This is a genomic window from Anabaena sp. WFMT, assembly GCF_051781005.1.
Taxonomy (GTDB): Bacteria; Cyanobacteriota; Cyanobacteriia; order Cyanobacteriales; family Nostocaceae; genus Anabaena.
This window is the reverse complement of sequence record NZ_JBPWOA010000017.1, coordinates 303,559-322,447: the sequence shown is the minus strand read 5'-3', so window position 1 is coordinate 322,447 and position 18,889 is coordinate 303,559. Positions and strand designations below refer to the sequence as shown.

Here is an 18,889-nt window from a genome sequence, read left to right as displayed (position 1 = left end):
AATCATAATATGACACTATTGTCTATTGATGAACTCAAAACTTTAGTTGCAAATCCTGAAACCCCATGTATATCTCTGTATATGCCTATGCAAAAAGCCGGGCCAGAGATTCGACAAAATCCCATTCGCTTCAAAAATTTAATTCGAGAAGCCGAGGAACGTTTAGACGCAATAGGGATACGCCACACGGAAGCGTTAAATCTGCTTAAACCAGCTACAGAACTAGACCAAGATGATTTTTGGGAACACCAAGATCAGGGATTGGTAATTTTTATTTCCCCAAATTTATTTCGTTACTATTGTTTACCAATTGAATTTTCAGAATTAGTTGTTGTTGGTGAGCAATTTCACCTCAAGCCGTTGCTGCATTTAATTAACAATGATGGTAGTTTCTACGTTTTGGCTTTGAGTCAAAAAGACGTGAAATTATTTGCAGGAACAGCCCATAGTCTCAATGAAGTTCAAGTAGAAAATATACCACATCGTCTAGCAGAAACTCTCCTGGAAGACGAGTTACAAAAAGGGGTACAGCACAGAATTGGTACACCAAGAGGGGCAACTGCTTCTGCTCAACATCCCGGTTCAGTTCATGGACAAGGTAGCCCTGATAGAGAAAAGCACGAAGAAGATATTCTCCAATTTTGTTATGCAATTGATACGGCATTGCATGAGAAATTAAGAGAAGAAAAAGCACCTTTAGTATTAGCAGGTGTAGAGTATCTATTCCCAATTTATCAAGAAGCAAATACCTATCCCCATTTGTTAGCAGAAAGTATTAATGGTAATCCAGAAATCATCAATTTAGAACAATTACATGATGAAGCTTGGAGAATTGTCGCACCTTCTTTTCAAGAAGAAAAAAAAGCAGCAATAGAACTTTATCAACAATTTGCTGGTGAAGATAATGGCAAGGCAACTAGTGATATCAAAGAAATTATCCCAGCGGCTTATTATCAAAGAGTTGATTCTTTGTTTGTCTCGGTAGATGAGCAGAAATGGGGAAAATTTGATTCAGAAACATCAAGTGTAGATTTACACGCAGAACCAGAACCAGATGATGAAGATATGTTAGATTGTGCTGCTGTTCACACGCTGTTAAATGGTGGCAGAGTTTATACTCTTGAATCTCAGGAAATGCCACATGGGGCAACAGCAGCGGCAATTTTCAGATATTGATTGTTAATGGTGTGTTGCACCCCTGGGACAACGCACCTGTTTATAATTTAATTTGCGATCGCTTGTTCAATTAACTGAGTTATTGCTGTAAAGCTGCTGTAAATAAGGCTTTTCAGCTATTGTATTGTTGTTTTTTGGTGTCATAGCTGCGGTGAAGATCGAATTTTTACCGCAGGAATCGCTTTTTTTGTTTTAGAGAAAGACGCAAAATCAATAATCAGTGACTCATTTCATTTAAAGCTATATTAATTATTTCTTCACTAACTCCATGATGTTTTAAATTTTCAATAAAGTTATAAATTCCTTGATTACGACTTTCTAAATAATATAATATAGCTGCGATGGGAGATGGCGGATCAATAGGATAGTTTTGTTGTTCATAGACTTCTACTAAAGTTGTTAAAATATCTAATTTTTCATATTCTGGTGTATGAGGTTCAGCATTAAAAATTTGTTCAATTTCTTTTAATGCCTGTTGATAATCTGTTTCTGTTCTAATTGGTTTTAAGTTCATAACATCAAACCTCCTTAAATAATTGTAGCATCAATTCTGTCATATTCTTGATGAGTACCAATAAAGCGAATAAAAACAATGCCAATTTCATAACGAATATGGATAATTAAACGATAATTATTACCTTTAATATTAAAAACTACTCGATTATTGGCAATAATACTGGCATTAGCATAAACTTCTTTAATATCTGATAGACTTTGCCAATTTGCACGGGAAGCATCATCAAACCATGCTTTTAAAGGCTGTTCTGTATCAGGATGTTTTTGCCAATATTCTCTTAGGGTACTCCGAGCAATAATTCTCATTGTAATAGTTTTTATTAAAAGGATATTTTCTAAGGGGTTTCCCTCACTACATTGTTTTTTTATTTCGCGCAAAGGAGCAAAAAAGAAAAATAAGGGTTTTGGCAAGCAATACTTGGATTAATTTTTACTATCTGTGAATGAAGTATAAAAAGCACTTCCTCTCTAATCTCCACCAACACTAATATCTATACTTAAAGTTCTAGCTGGATACAACTGGAAATCACCAGTGGGTTTATCTATTTCTCTCAATAGATAATTAGTAGCTTCTCTATCACATCGAACAATTGAATGAGCAAAAATAGCAGGTTCTAATTTACCTGAACCAAATTGAGGAATTGGATTTTCAGGAGTTATCCTAACTCGATTTTCCACCAAATATTGGTGATAGTCTTTTTGTATTCTAGGAATAGTCAACCTAGATAAAATAAACCATGAAAATGGATGACTTTTAGTCCAAAACTTTTTATATACATCTAAATATGATTTAGTTTTAGAAGTCTCATATATTGACGATATGAATATACCAGGTTCCAGGCTTGGATCTGCTTTGAGTATGCAATCATGAAGCTCAATCCCTAAAGCATAATCAAAGATATTTTCTGCAAGATTCAAATCTCTATAACTAATAAGTTTATTTCTTTCCCATTTATTTTTTAATAGATTTAATCTGGGACAATACTCCATAAATTTTATGAAGTCTATATTTATAATTTTCACAAGATTTTTGATCCTTAGAAGCTGTTTTTGTGAAATGCTATCGAATGTGGATGATTCTGTATATTCAAGTGGATTATATTTGGAAGGTTTCAAACTTTTAGCTTGAAATAACCAACTTTCACTCCAAGAAATATCAGGTTCATAGTAATTTAAATAATTAATTATTATTCCCATATCAGATTGAGTTATTCTGTTTTCAACTGCACTATTATATTCATGAGTTTCTAGAGAGAAACTAACTTTCAACCCACCTGCATATTCAGATAAATCTTTTTGAAGATCAAGGAACGAATAATGTAAAGCAGCGTTTGATTGTTCTTCTTGATCCAGTAAAGAACATAAATTTTGAGTAATTGTGGTTTCAGTATGAGGCTTTTTGTGCATTAAGCCTGCTGTAGCGTGTCTATCTTCGGAAGCATAGTTTTGTAAAATCCCTAATCTTGTAATAAAAGACGGAAAATATTATCGTAAGCCAAAGGTTTTTAGTTACAATCTTACATTGTAATACTATATAATGCAATACAATACGAATGATTCTCTAAAAACCATGAGTAAAGAAAACATTACATTTAGAATAGACAGCAACAAAAAAGCCGCACTTGACGCACTTGCAAAAGGCATAAATCGCGACAGAAGCTATATTCTCAACGAAGCAGTAGCCGCTTATTTAGAGATATACCAATGGCAAATAGAAGAAATCCAAAAAGGTATAGCTGAAGCTGATGCTGGAGATTTTGCTAGTGATGAAGAAGTAAAAGCCACATTTGCCAAACTTACCCATGCAGATTAAATGGCTACACCGGGCGCTGCGTAACCTAGAACAAGCGCATAGTTACGTTCTCAAAGAAAATCCCAAAGCTGCACAAGAATTAATATTGAAAATTCAAAATGCTGCAAATCAACTAAAAAATTATCCCTTCATGGGCAAATCTGGACGAGTAGAAAATACCAGAGAACTGATAATTTCTAACTCATCATATATTCTGATTTACCGAATCAAAGAAGAAACAGTAGAAATTCTCCGCATTCTCCACACCTCAAAACGCTACCCAGATTAACCTCTTCCTTTGCGCCTTTGCCTCTTTGCGCCTTTGCGCGAAACAAACCCTAAAAATCCTCATCATCAATAAAAAACTCCGCCTCCTCATCAACCCTAGACTTCGACGCACCCAACCCCCAAAGAGGCTGCAAAATCGCCACACCTAACAAACCTACAGCAACAGAAAAAGCCAACACCAACCCAAAAGGAATTTGAATTGATTGAAAAACCAAAAACCGTAAAGATACAGGCGTGGCATTCTGCACAGAAATAAGTGCGATCGCAATTACCCAAACAGCTATAACTACAGATATAAATAAATTCGCAAAACTTTTCATAACTTCAAATATAATTTCCTAACCAATTGTAGAGACGTTTCATGAAACGTCTCTACATAATCATCAGGTAATGGATTAACCTAACTTAGCAATTTCACTCTCCATAAATTGAGCAATCTGACTAAGTTTTTCTGGCGAGTTAGTTTCCATATACACCCTCACCAAAGGTTCTGTACCAGAAGGACGCAGCAACACCCAGCTACCCTCTTCTAAATACAATTTAATCCCATCCTTCCTCCCGACTTCCTTCACCTTGATTCCTGCCACTACTGAAGGCGGATTTTTGGTGTAAGAATCAATCACAGCATTTTTGTGAGACTCAGTCAGGTGTAAATCCAAGCGATTATTATACAAAGGACCATCAGCTTCTGCGATCGCTTCCTGAACCAATTGACTCAGAGGCTTACCCTCATAAGCAATAGCCTCAGCCACCAGCATATCGGCAAGAACGCCATCCTTTTCAGGAATATGGCCAATGATACTCAAACCGCCCGACTCTTCCCCACCAATCAAAACAGCGGTTTCCCGCATTTTCTCACCGATGTATTTAAAACCCACAGCAGTTTCATAAATTTGCAGACCATACTTAGCCGCAAAATTATCTAACAAGTGCGTAGTTGCCACAGTCCGCACAATCGCGCCACTTTTACCCTTGTTTTTTATTAAATGCCGTGCTAGAACTAACAGCACTGTATTGGGAGTGAGGACATTACCTTGTTCATCGACAATACCAAAGCGATCGCTATCGCCATCTGTCGCCAGACCTAAATCCGCGTTATCAGCGCGAACAGCATCCACCAATTCAACTAATTGTTCCCCTTTTGGTTCCGGCATACCGCCACCAAAAAGTACATCCCGCCAATCGTGGAAACTTTCTAACTGGCAACCACATTGTTGCAAAACTTCATCTAAATAACCGCGAGAAGTAGAATAAAGGGCATCATACTTGACCTTTAAATTCGCGCTTTTGATTCTTTCTACATCCAGTAAAGTGTAGATAAAATTCAAATAATCAGGCTTCGGATCAAAAGTAGAAATTGAACCTGATGGATTGCTTCCGGGCAACTCATCAGATGCACTCTCTATATTTGCCACAATAGTATCAGTAATTTCTGGAGTGGCAGGCCCCGCATAATCGGGTATATATTTAATCCCACAATAAGGTGCAGGATTATGACTAGCAGTAAACATCAAAGCCCCTGCGGAATTCAAGTGACGGGCGTTGTAGGCAATTACAGGAGTCGGACAATCCCGATCAGTAATTTTCACATTCCACCCTAAATCAGCCAGAACTGCGGCAGATGTCCGGGCAAACTCGTCAGCTAAAAACCGCGTATCGTAGGCGATCAGGACTGGTCTATCTTTACTGTAGGCAGTTTCCAGATAACTAGCTATTGCCCTGGTTACTTTCCGCACATTGGGAAAAGTAAAATCATCAGCAATAATGCCGCGCCAACCATCAGTACCAAATTTTATCTTGCTGGAATTGCTACTGTTGCTCATTTTGCCACTCTCTCCCCTGCATCATTATTACTATTAGGAAGCTTCCCGCAAAGCGTGCGTAGCCGCAAGTATCCCACCGTATTTTCTCTCACTCTACCTGAGCAATGTCAACCCCCGATAGACCTTTTGCCAGTTATCACCTTTGGTCTTTAGTTGCCCCAGCCACAGGGCAAGAACGTTGGCATTGCCAAATGAGGCGAGGATTTATTAAAGCACGACAACATGAACCAGAAGTAAAAGCGTTGTTAGCCCAAGCCACACCACCCCAGCGGATTGGCATACTTGCCCAAAAAGGTGTTTATGAGTTTCATCATCATCGCCATTTGTTAACTCAGTCTGATGGCGTAGAAAAAGTTGCCCAGCTACTGAAATTAAGCAATTTCACTTGTCAAGTTAAGCAAAGGGTACTACAAATTTTACGAAAATATCACAAATCGCCCTTGTTGTTGGGTAAACGGATTATCCAATTAACCCCCGGTGATGAAGGATTTCCCAAACCTATTGTCATTGAACAAGAAAACTATTGTTTTCGTTTATATGCTGCGATGGATTGTGTATTTATTGATTCTGATAGCACTTTACACATTTTAGATTTTAAAACTGGCAAATCTGCCTTTGATAAACGACAAGCATTAGTTTATTTATTAGCAGCCCACTATCTTTACCCTGGAAAAACCGCTGTCGCCTCATTTTATAATTTGGAAGTTTGTCAAAAGTCGGATTTAATTACTATTGATAATAATGAATTAACATCCCTCGAATTTGAGTTATCTAATATAGCCAAACAACATCAACTAGATTTACAAAAATATCAATCAAGAAGCAGTAATTTTAGTAAAATATTTCCACCAAATCCCGGCTATCACTGCCGTTTTTGTCCATTTAACTCAATTTGTGAATTTGCTGATTTTAAGGCTGGTGAATCTCAATCAATGCCAATTACTAAGAATCGCACCTAATTTGGCTAAACTCGATTTTATAATTAACAAAACTGCTTAAAAAATGATAAATCAATATCCCCAAAATTAATACTCATAGCAATATTTAATTGTTCTAATGTTCTCACTAACCAAACAATACTATCAGTAGTAGCAGATTCATAGTGGTTAAACAGAATTGCAAATCTTTTTTCTAAATATGGTTTGACTTTATGACAGATTAGTACAACTTTTAACAACAACCCAATCGTTATTAATGAACCTTGATTACTAATCAAATCCAAAAATGTTGAGTGTTGGGGTGATGCTTGGCTGTTGACAACTAAGAAGTTTAGTAGTTGACTACAAGTTCTCACCAGCAAGAAATCATTGGGTTTTTGGTAATCCGCTTGAGGTAGTGTATTTTGTAAGTGAGTGTATAACCGCTGACTAAATTGATTTCTGGCATATTGTCCATCAACAGATGATATTAGATATTCATATAAATCATCTTTGAAATCATGGAATTTGGCAGTTTGACTACTGTATTTTAAGAACTTTTGCGCTCCTTCTTGATAAGTATGGCCATTGTCGGCATTACCAATAAATTGTTTGAGAGTGCTGTAAAGATCGCGATCGCTTAATAAAGTAGGATTATTAATATGGCGCAATATCCGATTAGCCTCAGATGGAGAAACTTTACTTAAAATCTGAACTCGACGTACTTTATAAGTTACGTACTGTGATAGGTCGATTTCAAATTTTCTCTGCACCTTTGTCTGAAAATGTCTAACTGTTTCTTGTTGTTCAAAAGTAGAGTCTTCACTAGTTAAACAATGTTCATATAAATAAGGATAGCGACTAATCAAATTCATCAAAGGCTGATTATCTTGACGATTATTTAATTTAGGAGTTTGACTAACTATTTGACTAAATCGTCGCAAGATCACATACTGCTCACTGTCGGAGAAAATCTGCACTAGCTCACGCAAGCGTCTAATTTCTCTTACACGGAAGCTATTTATGCCTAACCTATTAGATGGAGTTTCAAATAAGTTGATTAACTCAGTAATGGCATGATGCAACCCCAATTGCATATACCAGCGGTTGATTAAAATGTGGCAACAACGGTTTAGAAAGAATTTAAAATCTTCTGTTGCGTTCTTACACGATGTGATTTTATCTAAAATCGTGATAATTTCAGGCTCAGGATAATTAGCCCGTTCAATAAATAAACAGCGAAAACGCTCAATCATTTGGCCAGGGGATTCCATTTGCACCAAATGAAGAAAATGTTGATATATCAACTGTTCTTCTTGAAAACAGTGATGATAATTGTGTAGGTATTCTAGCCTACCACTGTGTGTTTTGGCTGAGGGTGTTTGTTCCACAGTTTTTTCAGATTCAGAACTAATGCAATTACTCACCTGTTATTACCGTTTACAAACTGACTTATATGTTATTTCTCATATTTAAAGTTGGGTATGTCAACCGCAGAAATTCGGGTTTTTAAATGCTTTAACTATTTTCAACTCCATATTTCTATTGAAAATTGACATATTAACAGCTTACAACCTATTCCGAAAAATTACTGAGCTTTTTATTAAAGTGAACATGAATCTTCGCTGTACAAGGGTAAACTTTTGATTAAGGGAGGTAAGAAACTTGCAGCAAAGGGAAAATTTTGGGTAAATGCACCAAAAAATGCTCCTACCTAATACCCCATTGCTAACTACAAGTTCCCAGTTGCTAATTTCCGAGCTAGAAAGGCGGCAATTCTTTAAGAATTGTAAACCGAATATGGTTAATAGCCAAATCGCCAATGGATGTTTCTTCTTTAGTTAAGCGCTGACCGTTACTGGTCAAAGTTTCAAAAGTAACGCCTTTGCCAATTTCGATATGATACCAACATAATCCCATAAAAAAGCGTGTAGGATAAGGGCCATCTTCGCCTATATCATCAGGATTGGATTCCATTGGTACCCAACCAAAATTAGGGATGTAGAATTCTAGCCAAACATGATTAAAATCAGGTTGCAGTGGAACTCCCTGTTGTTCACCATAAGGGGGGCATTTATATCTACCTACAGTTCGACAGGGAACGCCATTCAAACGGCACAAAGCTAACAGTACACCTACATATTCGCCACAGGAGCCAATACCTCGTTCTAAAACTATATCTGGTGTGTCGATGTGGGGTTTAATGCCATAGGATAACTCATCATATACATAGTTACGGATACTATACATTTTCCGTAACACATTAGTTTCTGAACCGACTGCATCACGGGCTGCACGGCGAACAATAGCCGTATCCATTGCTAGATCATCATCATCGACCAAATAGCGACTTTGTAATTCTGATGTCAGTTCAGGTACTTCTTCTACATCTCTCGGTGTGATGCGATACTTAATTCCTCGAACTTCCAAAAGTGCTTTCCAGCCAAATATATGCCTTTCACCTGGGGTAAGGGAATCAAACTTAAAGACTGCAACCCGTTGTCCATCAATAATTTCTTCTGTGAAGGGTAAACCAACTGGTTCAACTTGCTTGACTTTTTGACGTTCAGTTTCTGATGGTAGGGCAATACGCCATTCTACATTGGGTAAATAAACCTCATCTAGGGGAGAAATTTCTTCCACGTAGGACATTTCTATGAGATAACCATTGGAAAGGGCGTAACGCTTATTTGGTTCGTAATGATAATAGAGGGGATGAATGAAGGTAATATCCCGGTAGGTTAGTTCGTGATTAGGTTCGGCGTTAGGGTTATCTCGAATATAAGGCTCTTCATTGGCATAAGCGATGTAAATATTTTCCTGATTTGTATCTAAATTTTTATGAACTGCTATGCCTGTAGGAGATGCAAAGGGAGTGAGAACACTGAATTGAATTTCTCCAGTTGCCCTATCCATGAAGTAAACTGTTTGTTCTGTGCGATCGCAAACCCAGAGAGTTTCCTGGGTAACTGCCAAATTTTCTATACCGACACCAGGAGCATAAAATCTCGTAATTTCTTTGCGTGTATCGAGGTCAAAAACCAGAATATAGCCGAGTCGATGACAGCTGACGTAGACTGTTGACTCCCACACAGCAACACCGTCAGCAGAATAAGGTAAAGTGACAAAATGCTCCAGACCCAAAGAAGAGAGTTTACATAAATAAACACTATTGCCACGGCTGACCCAAAGTGTATCTTCCCACACCGCTAAACCAGTGACTTCGCTAAATTCTTTGACCTGGTGAGGATTAATAATTGTGCTGTTATCGGAGTGAGGGTCAATCTCTAGTAGATGCCCTTTGATTGTGTCGATAGCAATAAGTCTATCTTTGATGAAAGCAATACCACATAGGCTGGCAGCAGTAAGCGGTCGGATTGTTCTTTGCCCAAACATCTGGCTAACAGTAAAACTAGGGAGTGCAGAACTCATAATTATTCGTCATTAGTTATTGGTCATTAGTCAGAAGAGGGAGTTCAGGAGTATGGCTATAGCTTGCGTGACGACGTAGGAGTCAATCAATTTTGGATTTACGATTTTGGATTTTGGATTTACTCCACCCTAAAGTGTGTAGCTTGAGGATTCTCGATTGGCGTTAGCGCAGCGAGTATTTTGGATGAATTCCACCCTGAAGGGGCGGGGCTTGTACCGAAAATTTCCAATCCAAAATCTAAAATCCAAAATCTAAAATTTTTCGGTCATACGCCACGTTATCAGTAGTAAAGAAGAATATCTTCCCCGGTTTCCAGTCCCCGGTTCCCATTCCCCAGTCCCAAAGTAACTTGAGTTGATGGTTTTCCTGCCACCACTCAATTATGATCGAATTTTGTAACCATTTCCTGTGACTTACACGATGTCTGCTCATTCTTTACCTGAAGGTGCCGCAGTTTGGCATAGTTTGGAGGTTGATAAAGCTTTAGACCTGCTTGATAGTAACGCAGACCGTGGCTTAACACCTCAAGAAGTTGAACAACGTTTGCAAAAATACGGAACCAATGAACTAGAAGAACATGGTGGCCGTAGCCCTTGGCAGATTCTACTAGATCAGTTTACAAACATCATGTTGTTAATGCTGATTGGTGTAGCTCTCATTTCTGGTTTTTTAGATTTTTGGGCATTACGACAAGGGACATTAAAAGTCGGTGAGGTGCCATTCAAAGACACAATTGCGATTATGGCGATTGTTGTCCTCAATGGTATTTTGGGCTATGTGCAAGAAAGCCGTGCTGAAAAAGCCTTAGCAGCCCTGAAAAAACTATCCTCTCCCTTAGTCCGCATTATCCGTAACGGTAAGCTGGCAGAAATAGCAGGGAAAGAATTAGTACCTGGGGATGTGATGCTGCTAGAAGCTGGTGTGCAAATATCTGCTGATGGACGCTTAATAGAACAGTCAAATTTGCAAGTGCGGGAGTCGGCACTGACGGGTGAAGCTGAAGCTGTAAATAAGCAGGCAGTTCTCACATTACCAGAAGATACGGCTTTAGGCGATCGCATTAATTTAGTTTTTCAAGGAACCGAAGTAGTCCAAGGACGGGCTAAAGTTCTTGTTACCAACACTGGCATGACAACAGAATTAGGCAAAATTGCCGCTATGTTGCAGTCGGTGGAAAGTGAACCTACACCCCTACAGCAGCGCATGACTCAATTGGGTAATGTGCTGGTATCAGGTTCTTTGATACTCGTGGCAATTGTCGTAGTCGGTGGTATTATCCAAGCCAGAGGTTTTAGTAACTTACAAGACCTGCTAGAAGTTTCCCTAAGTATGGCTGTGGCTGTAGTTCCTGAAGGTTTACCTGCTGTAATTACCGTTACCTTAGCCCTGGGAACTCAGCGCATGGTACGCCACCATGCCTTGATTCGCAAACTCCCAGCGGTAGAAACATTAGGTTCTGTAACTACCATTTGTTCCGATAAAACCGGGACTTTGACTCAAAACAAAATGGTGGTGCAGTCAGTTTATACCAATCAAAAAACTTTCCGGGTAACGGGAGAAGGTTATGCTCCCACAGGAGATTTTCAGTTAGATGGACAAAACATTGATCTAGATGAAAATCCAGAAATATCCGCTTTGCTAGTTGCTTGTGCTGTGTGTAATGACTCGGTGCTGCAAAAAGAAGCCGGCGAATGGGCAATTTTGGGCGACCCCACAGAAGGCGCTTTGGTGACATTGGCAGGAAAAGCTGGGATTGAAAAAGACCAATGGCAGAGTAAATTACCCCGTGTGTCCGAGTTTCCCTTTTCCTCAGAACGGAAACGTATGAGTGTAATTTGTCAAGTAGAAGCAGTTGTCACAGGGGAACCGACGATGAATGGGGTTGACCCAGTAATTGCCGGATTTTTAGAATCTGAACAATATTTAATGTTTACCAAAGGTTCCCCAGAATTAACCTTGGCACGTTGTCATCAGATTTATATGGGCGATCAATCAATCCCCATTGACGAAGAACAACGCACTCAAATTTTGGCAGCAAATGACCAAATGGCCAGCCAAGGTTTACGGGTGTTAGGTTTTGCTTATAAACCTCTGGCAGAAGTGCCACCAGAGGCTTCAGAAGACACTTCTGAAGAGAATTTGGTATGGTTAGGCTTAGTGGGAATGTTGGACGCGCCACGCCCTGAAGTCAGGGCATCTGTGGCAGAGTGTCGCCAAGCTGGGATTCGCCCCATTATGATTACTGGCGACCACCAATTAACAGCGCGTGCGATCGCTTTAGATTTAGGAATAGCTGATGCCGATGCTAGAGTTCTCACTGGTCAAGAATTGCAACGCATGACTGACCAAGAACTAGAAGAACAAGTTGATTTAGTGAGTATTTACGCCAGAGTTTCTCCAGAACACAAACTGAGAATCGTCCAAGCACTGCAACGTCGTGGTCGATTTGTGGCCATGACAGGAGATGGTGTCAACGATGCCCCCGCCCTCAAACAAGCCGATATCGGCATTGCTATGGGCATCACAGGCACAGATGTGAGCAAAGAAGCCAGTGATATGGTATTACTAGATGACAACTTTGCCACCATAGTTGCCGCTACCAAAGAAGGTAGAGTTGTTTACACCAACATTCGCCGTTTTATTAAATACATTTTGGGTAGTAATATTGGCGAAGTTCTCACCATTGCGGCTGCACCTTTAATGGGCTTAGGAGGTGTTCCTCTGACACCGTTGCAAATTCTCTGGATGAACTTGGTAACGGATGGTTTGCCAGCTTTAGCATTAGCTGTAGAACCCCCAGAACCAGATGTCATGCAACGCCCACCTTTTAGTCCCCGCGAAAGTATTTTCGCTAGAGGGTTAGGTGCTTATATGGTTCGGATTGGGATTGTGTTTGCTGTCATTTCTATTGCTTTGATGTCTTGGGCTTATAATCACACCCATGCAACAGGGTATCCGGGTAATCCTGATACTTGGAAGACAATGGTCTTTACTACTTTGTGTATTGCCCAAATGGGTCATGCGATCGCAATTCGTTCTAACAACCAACTCACAATTGAAATGAATCCCTTTTCTAATCTCTTTGTCCTGGGATCTGTGATTGTGACAACGATTTTGCAGTTGATGTTAGTTTACGTCCCACCTTTGAGAGATTTCTTTGGTACTCATGAATTAAGTCTTTCGGAATTGGGAATTTGTATCGGTTTTAGTGCCTTAATGTTTGTCTGGATTGAAGGAGAAAAAATATTTTTCCGCTTGATAGGTAAAAAGACTGTTTGATGAAGTGTTGAGGAGTTGGGGAAGATGAAAACAAACATTTATTTATATTTCCCCTAACCCCTGCCCTCCGCACCCTGCACCCTGCCTCCAATTCCATGTACCTCAAAAACCTACACCTCCGACAGTTTCGCAATTACCAAGACCAAAAAGTTGAGTTTAATGCTGCCAAAACAATTTTGGTGGGTAATAATGCTCAGGGAAAATCGAATTTGTTGGAGGCAGTGGAGTTGTTAGCCACATTGCGATCGCATCGGATGGCACGCGATCGTGATTTAATTAGAGATGGGGAAGCTGTAGGCCAAATCAACGCCACCCTAGAAAGAGCCGCAGGTATTAGTGAATTAACCCTCACCCTTCGCCGTCATGCTCGCCGCAGCGTCGCCATTAATGGCGAAATATTCCGCCGACAAATGGACTTTCTTGGTGTTATCAATGCAGTTGAGTTTTCCAGCTTAGATTTAGAACTAGTACGCGGTAGTCCCGAAAGCCGTCGTAATTGGTTAGATACACTCTTAATTCAACTCGAACCAGTTTATGCTCACATTTTGCAGCAATATAACCAGGTATTACGTCAACGCAATGCTTTTTTAAAACGTCATATTGACAAGCCTATTAAATCGCTACAATCAGAATTAGCCATCTGGGATGCACAATTAGTTACCACAGGAACAAGGGTAATTATCAGAAGGGAGAGAGCTATCCAAAAATTAGCACCAATCGCCGCAGCATGGCACACTAGTATTAGCGGTAGTACAGAATTTTTGCAAATCAACTATGCACCTAATGTCCCTCTCTCCAACAATCACCCCGAAGCAGTCCAACAAGCTTTTTTAGCTAAAATTCAACAGCGTTCTGTAGCTGAATCGCACCGAGGTACTACTTTAGTCGGACCGCACCGTGATGAAGTAGAATTAATTATTAACCAAACACCTGCTCGCCAATATGGTTCCCAAGGTCAGCAACGAACACTGGTTCTGGCTTTAAAATTAGCAGAATTACAATTAATTGAAGAAGTCGTCCAAGAGCCTCCATTACTTTTATTAGATGATGTCTTAGCAGAATTAGACCCATCGCGCCAAAATCAATTGCTGGATGCCATTCAAGACCGTTTCCAAACATTAATTACTACTACTCATTTGGGTTCTTTTGACTCTCAGTGGTTAAAATATTCGCAAATTCTCTTCGTGCAAGCAGGAGAGATAAGTGAGTCGGCGTAAATATTTATGTAAGGAGTCAGGAGTCAGAAAGAAGGAAGAATATTTTTCTCTTCTGTTCCCTATTACCTATTCCTTGCCATATCAAACATTCTGTATCCTGAATCCTTACATATTTATAGTAATTCATACTCATCCATTAGTAAAACCATTTGATAGAAGATTTTTATCATTTATTGATGTCTTCACCACCCTGTTCGTTGCTATAAATCAAGAATTTGAGATTTCTCTCTCTCTATTTTTGGTAATTGTATTCTTAAATTATTCGGTAACTAGTTTAGATATGAATCACAGAAATTATATTGTAGATAAAGACGAGATTGCATCATTAGGTGCATCATTGAGAGCTATTGAACCCAAGCTACTGAAACCATGTCAACAAGCAAATACAGTAAAAATTTGGTTACAAGGAGGAGAACCTTATTTTGATATTTTTTTGGAATTAAAAAATGAGCAAATTATCTGGTTTCAATTTACATTACGTGGTAAGTCACTTTCCTGGCAGAGTGACAATGCTAAATTACAAACAGGTGTTACCAATGAATTATCTGTTGATGATGTTAATTTTTATGCAGCCAGTAAAACTATAAACAACGACGATATATCTGATATTGAATTTATTAATATAGTAAAATCAATTCTCCAAACAAGAGCAGATGAAGAAATTTTTGCCAAGGCACTGACATTATTTACTTTTACAAATGACTAATAGTTCATTAATTATCAAAGCTTCCAAATTTATCTTTTGAGTCGATTCAAAATCTAAAATTGTTTTACTGTAAGTATTCAGGATAGAAAATACAAAAGTCAGGAGAATAAAGCTTTTTTAGTCAACTTTGATGATTTTGATAAAATCTCACTTCTCTCTATTCTTCATGTCATAAGCATTCTGACTCCTGACTCCTGACTCCTGAATTCTTACGTTTGACTAATGAGATTTTTCTACTTTTTTAACAAGATTGAGAACCACAACCGTCAACACAGCACCAATTAATCCTAGCTGCCATAAACCACACCCAGAAGCAATGCCTAAAGACGCTGCAACCCATATAGCTGCCGCAGAAGTAAGTCCATGAATTTCTGCTAATTTAGGTTGTTGAGAAGATGAACGCAAAATTTCTCCCGTACCGAGAAAGCCCACTCCAGCAGCAATACCTTGAATAACACGACTGAGAGCATCGGGACTGATTTCCTCTCCACCTATTTGGATAGCAATAATAGTAAATATGGCTGAACCCAAAGTCACTAACATATGAGTTCGTAAACCTGCTGGTTTGTCTCTCAGTTGACGTTCTAAGCCGATCATTCCACCCATCAGCAATGCAAAACATAGTCGAAAGCAGATATTTAGCCAATCATTGCTGGCAATGTAGTAACCCATATTCCGCACTTCAAAATGTAGTATATGATTATTCAAGAATAATTTCTAATAATGGAAAAATTTCAAGTACTAATACGGTCAATTGACGACTATTCATAGGGTTGAGTTCAGCAAAATTAAGTACTCGTGCAAAATAAATTATATAGTTGAGTAAGGTAACAGTAAAGGAATACAGCGATTTCTGTTTTTTTGAAAAATGTATAAATATTTTTGTGTAAGTACTTATTTAATTAATTTACCAGGATAGGTATTTTTATTTTGCCCAAATACCTTAATTATGTATGATGGAATGCACAACTAAGTGACGATGTGGAGCGCACTGCCTGCGGATATCGCTCCTACGGAAAGCTTGCAGGTATTCCATCAACACAAAGTAGCATCAAAAAGGATATTAAATGAGTAATAGCTTAATTGTCTAGATCAAATACATATAACTCCTTCGATAATAATAATTGCAACTCCACAACTGACACCTAACTAATTGAGTGGAACAACTCTACTGGCTTGACCAGATTAAATTACAAGACCGCGCCAAAGTTGGTGATAAAGCGTTTTATTTGAGCAGAATTATGCAACGGGGCTATCCAGTAATGCCTGGTTTTGTAGTTTCGGCAGATATTTGGCGGCAATTTCTAGAAACCCTCAATAGTTCGGAATCTTTAGTTGCTGATTTGCCCTATTCTTCCTTACATTTGGATGTAGCTAATTGGCAACAACTTCAACAGGTGGCTGGCCGCTTGCGGGAGGAAATTATCTTGGCTCATGTGCCACAGCATTGGGTGAGTATGATTTTTGAAGCTGCGAGAACCTGGGAAAAGAAATGTTTAATTTTGCGTCCAACATTAGCGGTATCATCTGTTACCCAGGTGGAGGGAAATATTTCTGGCTTGCTAGAGTCGGTGTTTTGTGTGTGTGATGAAGAAGCGATCGCTCAAGCATTAAAGGCAGTGTGGAGTCAGTTGTTTCGTGCCAGAAGTCTACTATATTGGCAGAGTGTAGGTATTAATTTACAAAAAATTAATTTGGCGGTGTTGGTACAACCAGTTGAAAATGCGATCGCTTCCGGTTTATTCAACGCTAACGCCTTAAGCTCAGAAATTGAGGCCACTTGTGGATTAGGAGTAGCAATTACCAATGGCGAAGTATTACCAGATGTACACTATATCCATGAAAAAACAGGAGTTGTCAAAGAACAACAATTAGGAAATAAAATTCTCGCTTATCGTGTTCATGATCCTACATCTATAGCTACTGAGGAATCCCTATCTGGATCAAGATCAATAACAGATAACAATTGTTTGCTTGTCTCCCTACTGAGTGAGTATCAACAAAAACAGTATGCTTTATCAGAAAATCACTTACAACAAGTAATTATTTTAGGTAATCAACTAGTGAGTGAACTAGGTGCAAAGTTAACTATGAAGTGGACAATTACCGAAGCAACTTCAGACCCCAAACTCTACATTACTCAAGTTAGTACCCCGCCATCTGTAATTCCCAGCTTATACTTCCTCAAAGGCATAGGGGCTGCTAGGGGACGTGTGAAGGCTAGTGCTTATGTAATTGTGAGTTCCCAACCCAAACCAGCGCAAATTCCCAAGGGCGTGATTGTAATTGCACCAGCTATCACTCCTGATTGGTTGCCTTTATTACATGAAGTAGTGGGAATTATTACAGAAAGAGGTGGATTAACCAGTCATGGGGCAATTTTGTCTAGAGAATTGGGTATTCCGGCTGTAGTTAACGCCACAAATGCTACTAATCTAATTCAAACTGGTGAACTAATATTGCTTGATGGTGAGAGGGGAGAGGTTTATCGTAGCAGAGGAGAGGGTGATAAAGTTTTTGATGGGGAGAAAATTTCATCACACAAAAACACCACTGTGCTACACCATGATAAGTCAGAACAGTCTCAGTACGGATTTAGCAATGCTCAAAACTTACCCATGATTGCTACCCAACTATTGGTTAATTTCAGTCAACCTAGCCTGATTGAAAAAGTACAAAGTTTACCTGTAGATGGTGTGGGATTGTTACGTTCAGAATTGATGATGTTGAATATTTTGGAGGGACAAAATCCTCATACTTGGCTTTTGGGTGGCAGACAAACAGAATTATTAGAAACTCTATCTGAGCAGATTAAAAAATTTGCGCGGGCTTTTGCACCACGCCCGGTTTTATATCGGTCTTTGGATTGGAGAACCCAAGATTTACCTTCATTAAGTGATAATAAACAATCTTCATCACAATCAATGTTGGGTGAACATGGGACTTTAAGTTATGTACGCAATCCCGCAATTTTTGAATTAGAATTAAAAGCTTTGATGGCTGTACAAAAAAGCGGTTATAGTAATATAAATTTAATGTTGCCTTTTGTGCGGACTGTGGAAGAATTTGTATTTTGTCGGCATAAAGTTGAGCAATCTGGGTTAACGCAGAATTCCTCTTTTCAATTATGGATAATGGCAGAAGTACCAAGTGTGCTGTTTTTATTGCCAGAATATATTAAAGCGGGTGCGGCAGGTATTTCTATTGGCACAAATGACCTCACGCAATTAATTTTAGGGGTGGATAGAGAGCAAGGAGAACTAGCAAACATATTTGATGAGCGTCATCCTGCGGTTATGGGTGCGATCGCTCAATTAATTAAAACAGCCAAAGCTGGAGGGATTCCTTGTTCAATCTGCGGTCAAGCACCAGCACTGTATCCAGAGATTATTGATAAGTTGGTGGAATGGGGAATTACTTCTATTTCAGTGGAACCGGAAGCAGTGGAAAGGACATATAATGCGATCGCTCGTGCAGAACACCGGTTAATTTTAGCAGCAGCACGCAGGCAACTGGGCAATTAAAATAATTCGTAATTCGTAATTCGTAATTCGTAATTCGTAATTAAGTTTTGCAACTGGGATTTAGACCCCGACATAAAACTTGCTGCCTGTAGAGGCAGGGGATTAAACCCTCAAAATGGGTTAAAAATTAATACCTCTGCGATCGCTAATAAAAGCACTTTATGGATTAACTGAATAGTTAACAAGACTTATTCAAATTTGGTTGCTGAAATATAGCC

The 18,889-nt window shown here is 39.0% G+C and carries 16 protein-coding genes; 8 read left to right on the top strand and 8 right to left on the bottom strand.

The genetic code is table 11. The features are described from left to right. Positions 1-9: 9 nt before the first annotated feature. On the top strand, positions 10-1,176 hold the full coding sequence (locus tag ACSQ6I_RS10250) for a baeRF3 domain-containing protein (RefSeq protein ID WP_438890234.1): 1,167 nt from the start codon (positions 10-12) through the stop codon (positions 1,174-1,176). Between the two features lie 217 nt (positions 1,177-1,393). Here ACSQ6I_RS10250 and ACSQ6I_RS10245 read toward each other — a convergent pair whose 3' ends face one another. The 3 genes from ACSQ6I_RS10245 to ACSQ6I_RS10235 all read right to left on the bottom strand — a co-directional run bounded on the left by ACSQ6I_RS10245 (position 1,394) and on the right by ACSQ6I_RS10235 (position 3,099). Beyond that, on the bottom strand, positions 1,394-1,690 hold the full coding sequence (locus ACSQ6I_RS10245) for a helix-turn-helix domain-containing protein (RefSeq protein WP_438890233.1): 297 nt from the start codon (positions 1,688-1,690) through the stop codon (positions 1,394-1,396). A 14-nt stretch (positions 1,691-1,704) separates the two neighbouring features. Further along, positions 1,705-1,998, bottom strand: coding sequence for a type II toxin-antitoxin system HigB family toxin (locus ACSQ6I_RS10240; RefSeq protein WP_438890232.1), 294 nt, complete (start codon positions 1,996-1,998; stop codon positions 1,705-1,707). A 162-nt stretch (positions 1,999-2,160) separates the two neighbouring features. Further along, entirely contained in the window at positions 2,161-3,099 is a 939-nt protein-coding gene (locus tag ACSQ6I_RS10235) for a hypothetical protein (RefSeq protein WP_438890231.1), read from the bottom strand. Positions 3,100-3,229: 130 nt separating this feature from the next. Here ACSQ6I_RS10235 and ACSQ6I_RS10230 point away from each other — a divergent pair, with 130 nt between their 5' ends. Next, positions 3,230-3,505 carry a CopG family ribbon-helix-helix protein gene (locus tag ACSQ6I_RS10230; protein WP_438890230.1) on the top strand — a complete coding sequence of 92 codons (276 nt, stop codon included), beginning with the start codon at positions 3,230-3,232 and terminating at the stop codon, positions 3,503-3,505. Then, entirely contained in the window at positions 3,495-3,773 is a 279-nt protein-coding gene (locus tag ACSQ6I_RS10225) for a type II toxin-antitoxin system RelE/ParE family toxin (RefSeq protein ID WP_438890229.1), read from the top strand. Before ACSQ6I_RS10230 ends, ACSQ6I_RS10225 begins: the two co-directional genes overlap by 11 nt. 49 nt (positions 3,774-3,822) lie before the next feature. On the opposite strand, the gene ACSQ6I_RS10220 is transcribed toward ACSQ6I_RS10225, so the two are convergent. Both ACSQ6I_RS10220 and ACSQ6I_RS10215 read right to left on the bottom strand, forming a co-directional pair. Beyond that, the gene (locus ACSQ6I_RS10220) at positions 3,823-4,092 is read right to left on the bottom strand and encodes a LapA family protein (RefSeq protein ID WP_438890228.1); all 270 of its coding nucleotides are present in this window, start codon (positions 4,090-4,092) and stop codon (positions 3,823-3,825) included. A gap of 75 nt (positions 4,093-4,167) precedes the next feature. After that, positions 4,168-5,595 carry a phosphoglucomutase/phosphomannomutase family protein gene (locus tag ACSQ6I_RS10215; protein WP_438890227.1) on the bottom strand — a complete coding sequence of 476 codons (1,428 nt, stop codon included), beginning with the start codon at positions 5,593-5,595 and terminating at the stop codon, positions 4,168-4,170. A gap of 104 nt (positions 5,596-5,699) precedes the next feature. On the opposite strand from ACSQ6I_RS10215, the gene ACSQ6I_RS10210 reads away from it, so the two are divergent. Then, positions 5,700-6,554 carry a PD-(D/E)XK nuclease family protein gene (locus ACSQ6I_RS10210; RefSeq protein WP_438890226.1) on the top strand — a complete coding sequence of 285 codons (855 nt, stop codon included), beginning with the start codon at positions 5,700-5,702 and terminating at the stop codon, positions 6,552-6,554. Positions 6,555-6,577: 23 nt separating this feature from the next. Here the strand turns inward: ACSQ6I_RS10210 and ACSQ6I_RS10205 are convergent, their stop codons facing one another. Next, entirely contained in the window at positions 6,578-7,939 is a 1,362-nt protein-coding gene (locus ACSQ6I_RS10205) for a hypothetical protein (protein WP_438890225.1), read from the bottom strand. A 334-nt stretch (positions 7,940-8,273) separates the two neighbouring features. Then, complete coding sequence (locus ACSQ6I_RS10200) at positions 8,274-9,944, bottom strand: transglutaminase domain-containing protein (protein WP_438890224.1); 1,671 nt, start codon at positions 9,942-9,944, stop codon at positions 8,274-8,276. Positions 9,945-10,365: 421 nt separating this feature from the next. Between ACSQ6I_RS10200 and ACSQ6I_RS10195 the strand changes: the two genes are divergently transcribed. The 3 genes from ACSQ6I_RS10195 (at position 10,366) to ACSQ6I_RS10185 (ending at position 15,147) form a co-directional block, all read left to right on the top strand. Continuing rightward, positions 10,366-13,224 carry a cation-translocating P-type ATPase gene (locus ACSQ6I_RS10195; RefSeq protein WP_438890223.1) on the top strand — a complete coding sequence of 953 codons (2,859 nt, stop codon included), beginning with the start codon at positions 10,366-10,368 and terminating at the stop codon, positions 13,222-13,224. 95 nt (positions 13,225-13,319) lie between these two features. Further along, positions 13,320-14,441 (top strand): DNA replication/repair protein RecF, encoded by a 1,122-nt coding sequence (gene recF, locus ACSQ6I_RS10190; protein WP_438890222.1) that lies wholly within the window; start codon positions 13,320-13,322, stop codon positions 14,439-14,441. Then, positions 14,428-15,147: a hypothetical protein gene (locus tag ACSQ6I_RS10185; protein WP_438890221.1), complete on the top strand. Its 720-nt coding sequence runs from the start codon at positions 14,428-14,430 to the stop codon at positions 15,145-15,147. Before recF ends, ACSQ6I_RS10185 begins: the two co-directional genes overlap by 14 nt. Before the next feature lie 219 nt (positions 15,148-15,366). On the opposite strand, the gene ACSQ6I_RS10180 is transcribed toward ACSQ6I_RS10185, so the two are convergent. Next, positions 15,367-15,819, bottom strand: coding sequence for an MgtC/SapB family protein (locus ACSQ6I_RS10180; protein ID WP_438890301.1), 453 nt, complete (start codon positions 15,817-15,819; stop codon positions 15,367-15,369). 485 nt (positions 15,820-16,304) lie between these two features. Between ACSQ6I_RS10180 and ACSQ6I_RS10175 the strand changes: the two genes are divergently transcribed. Beyond that, a complete protein-coding gene (locus ACSQ6I_RS10175) occupies positions 16,305-18,671 on the top strand; it encodes a putative PEP-binding protein (RefSeq protein WP_438890220.1) in 2,367 nt (788 codons plus the stop codon). The last annotated feature ends 218 nt before the right edge of the window (positions 18,672-18,889 follow it).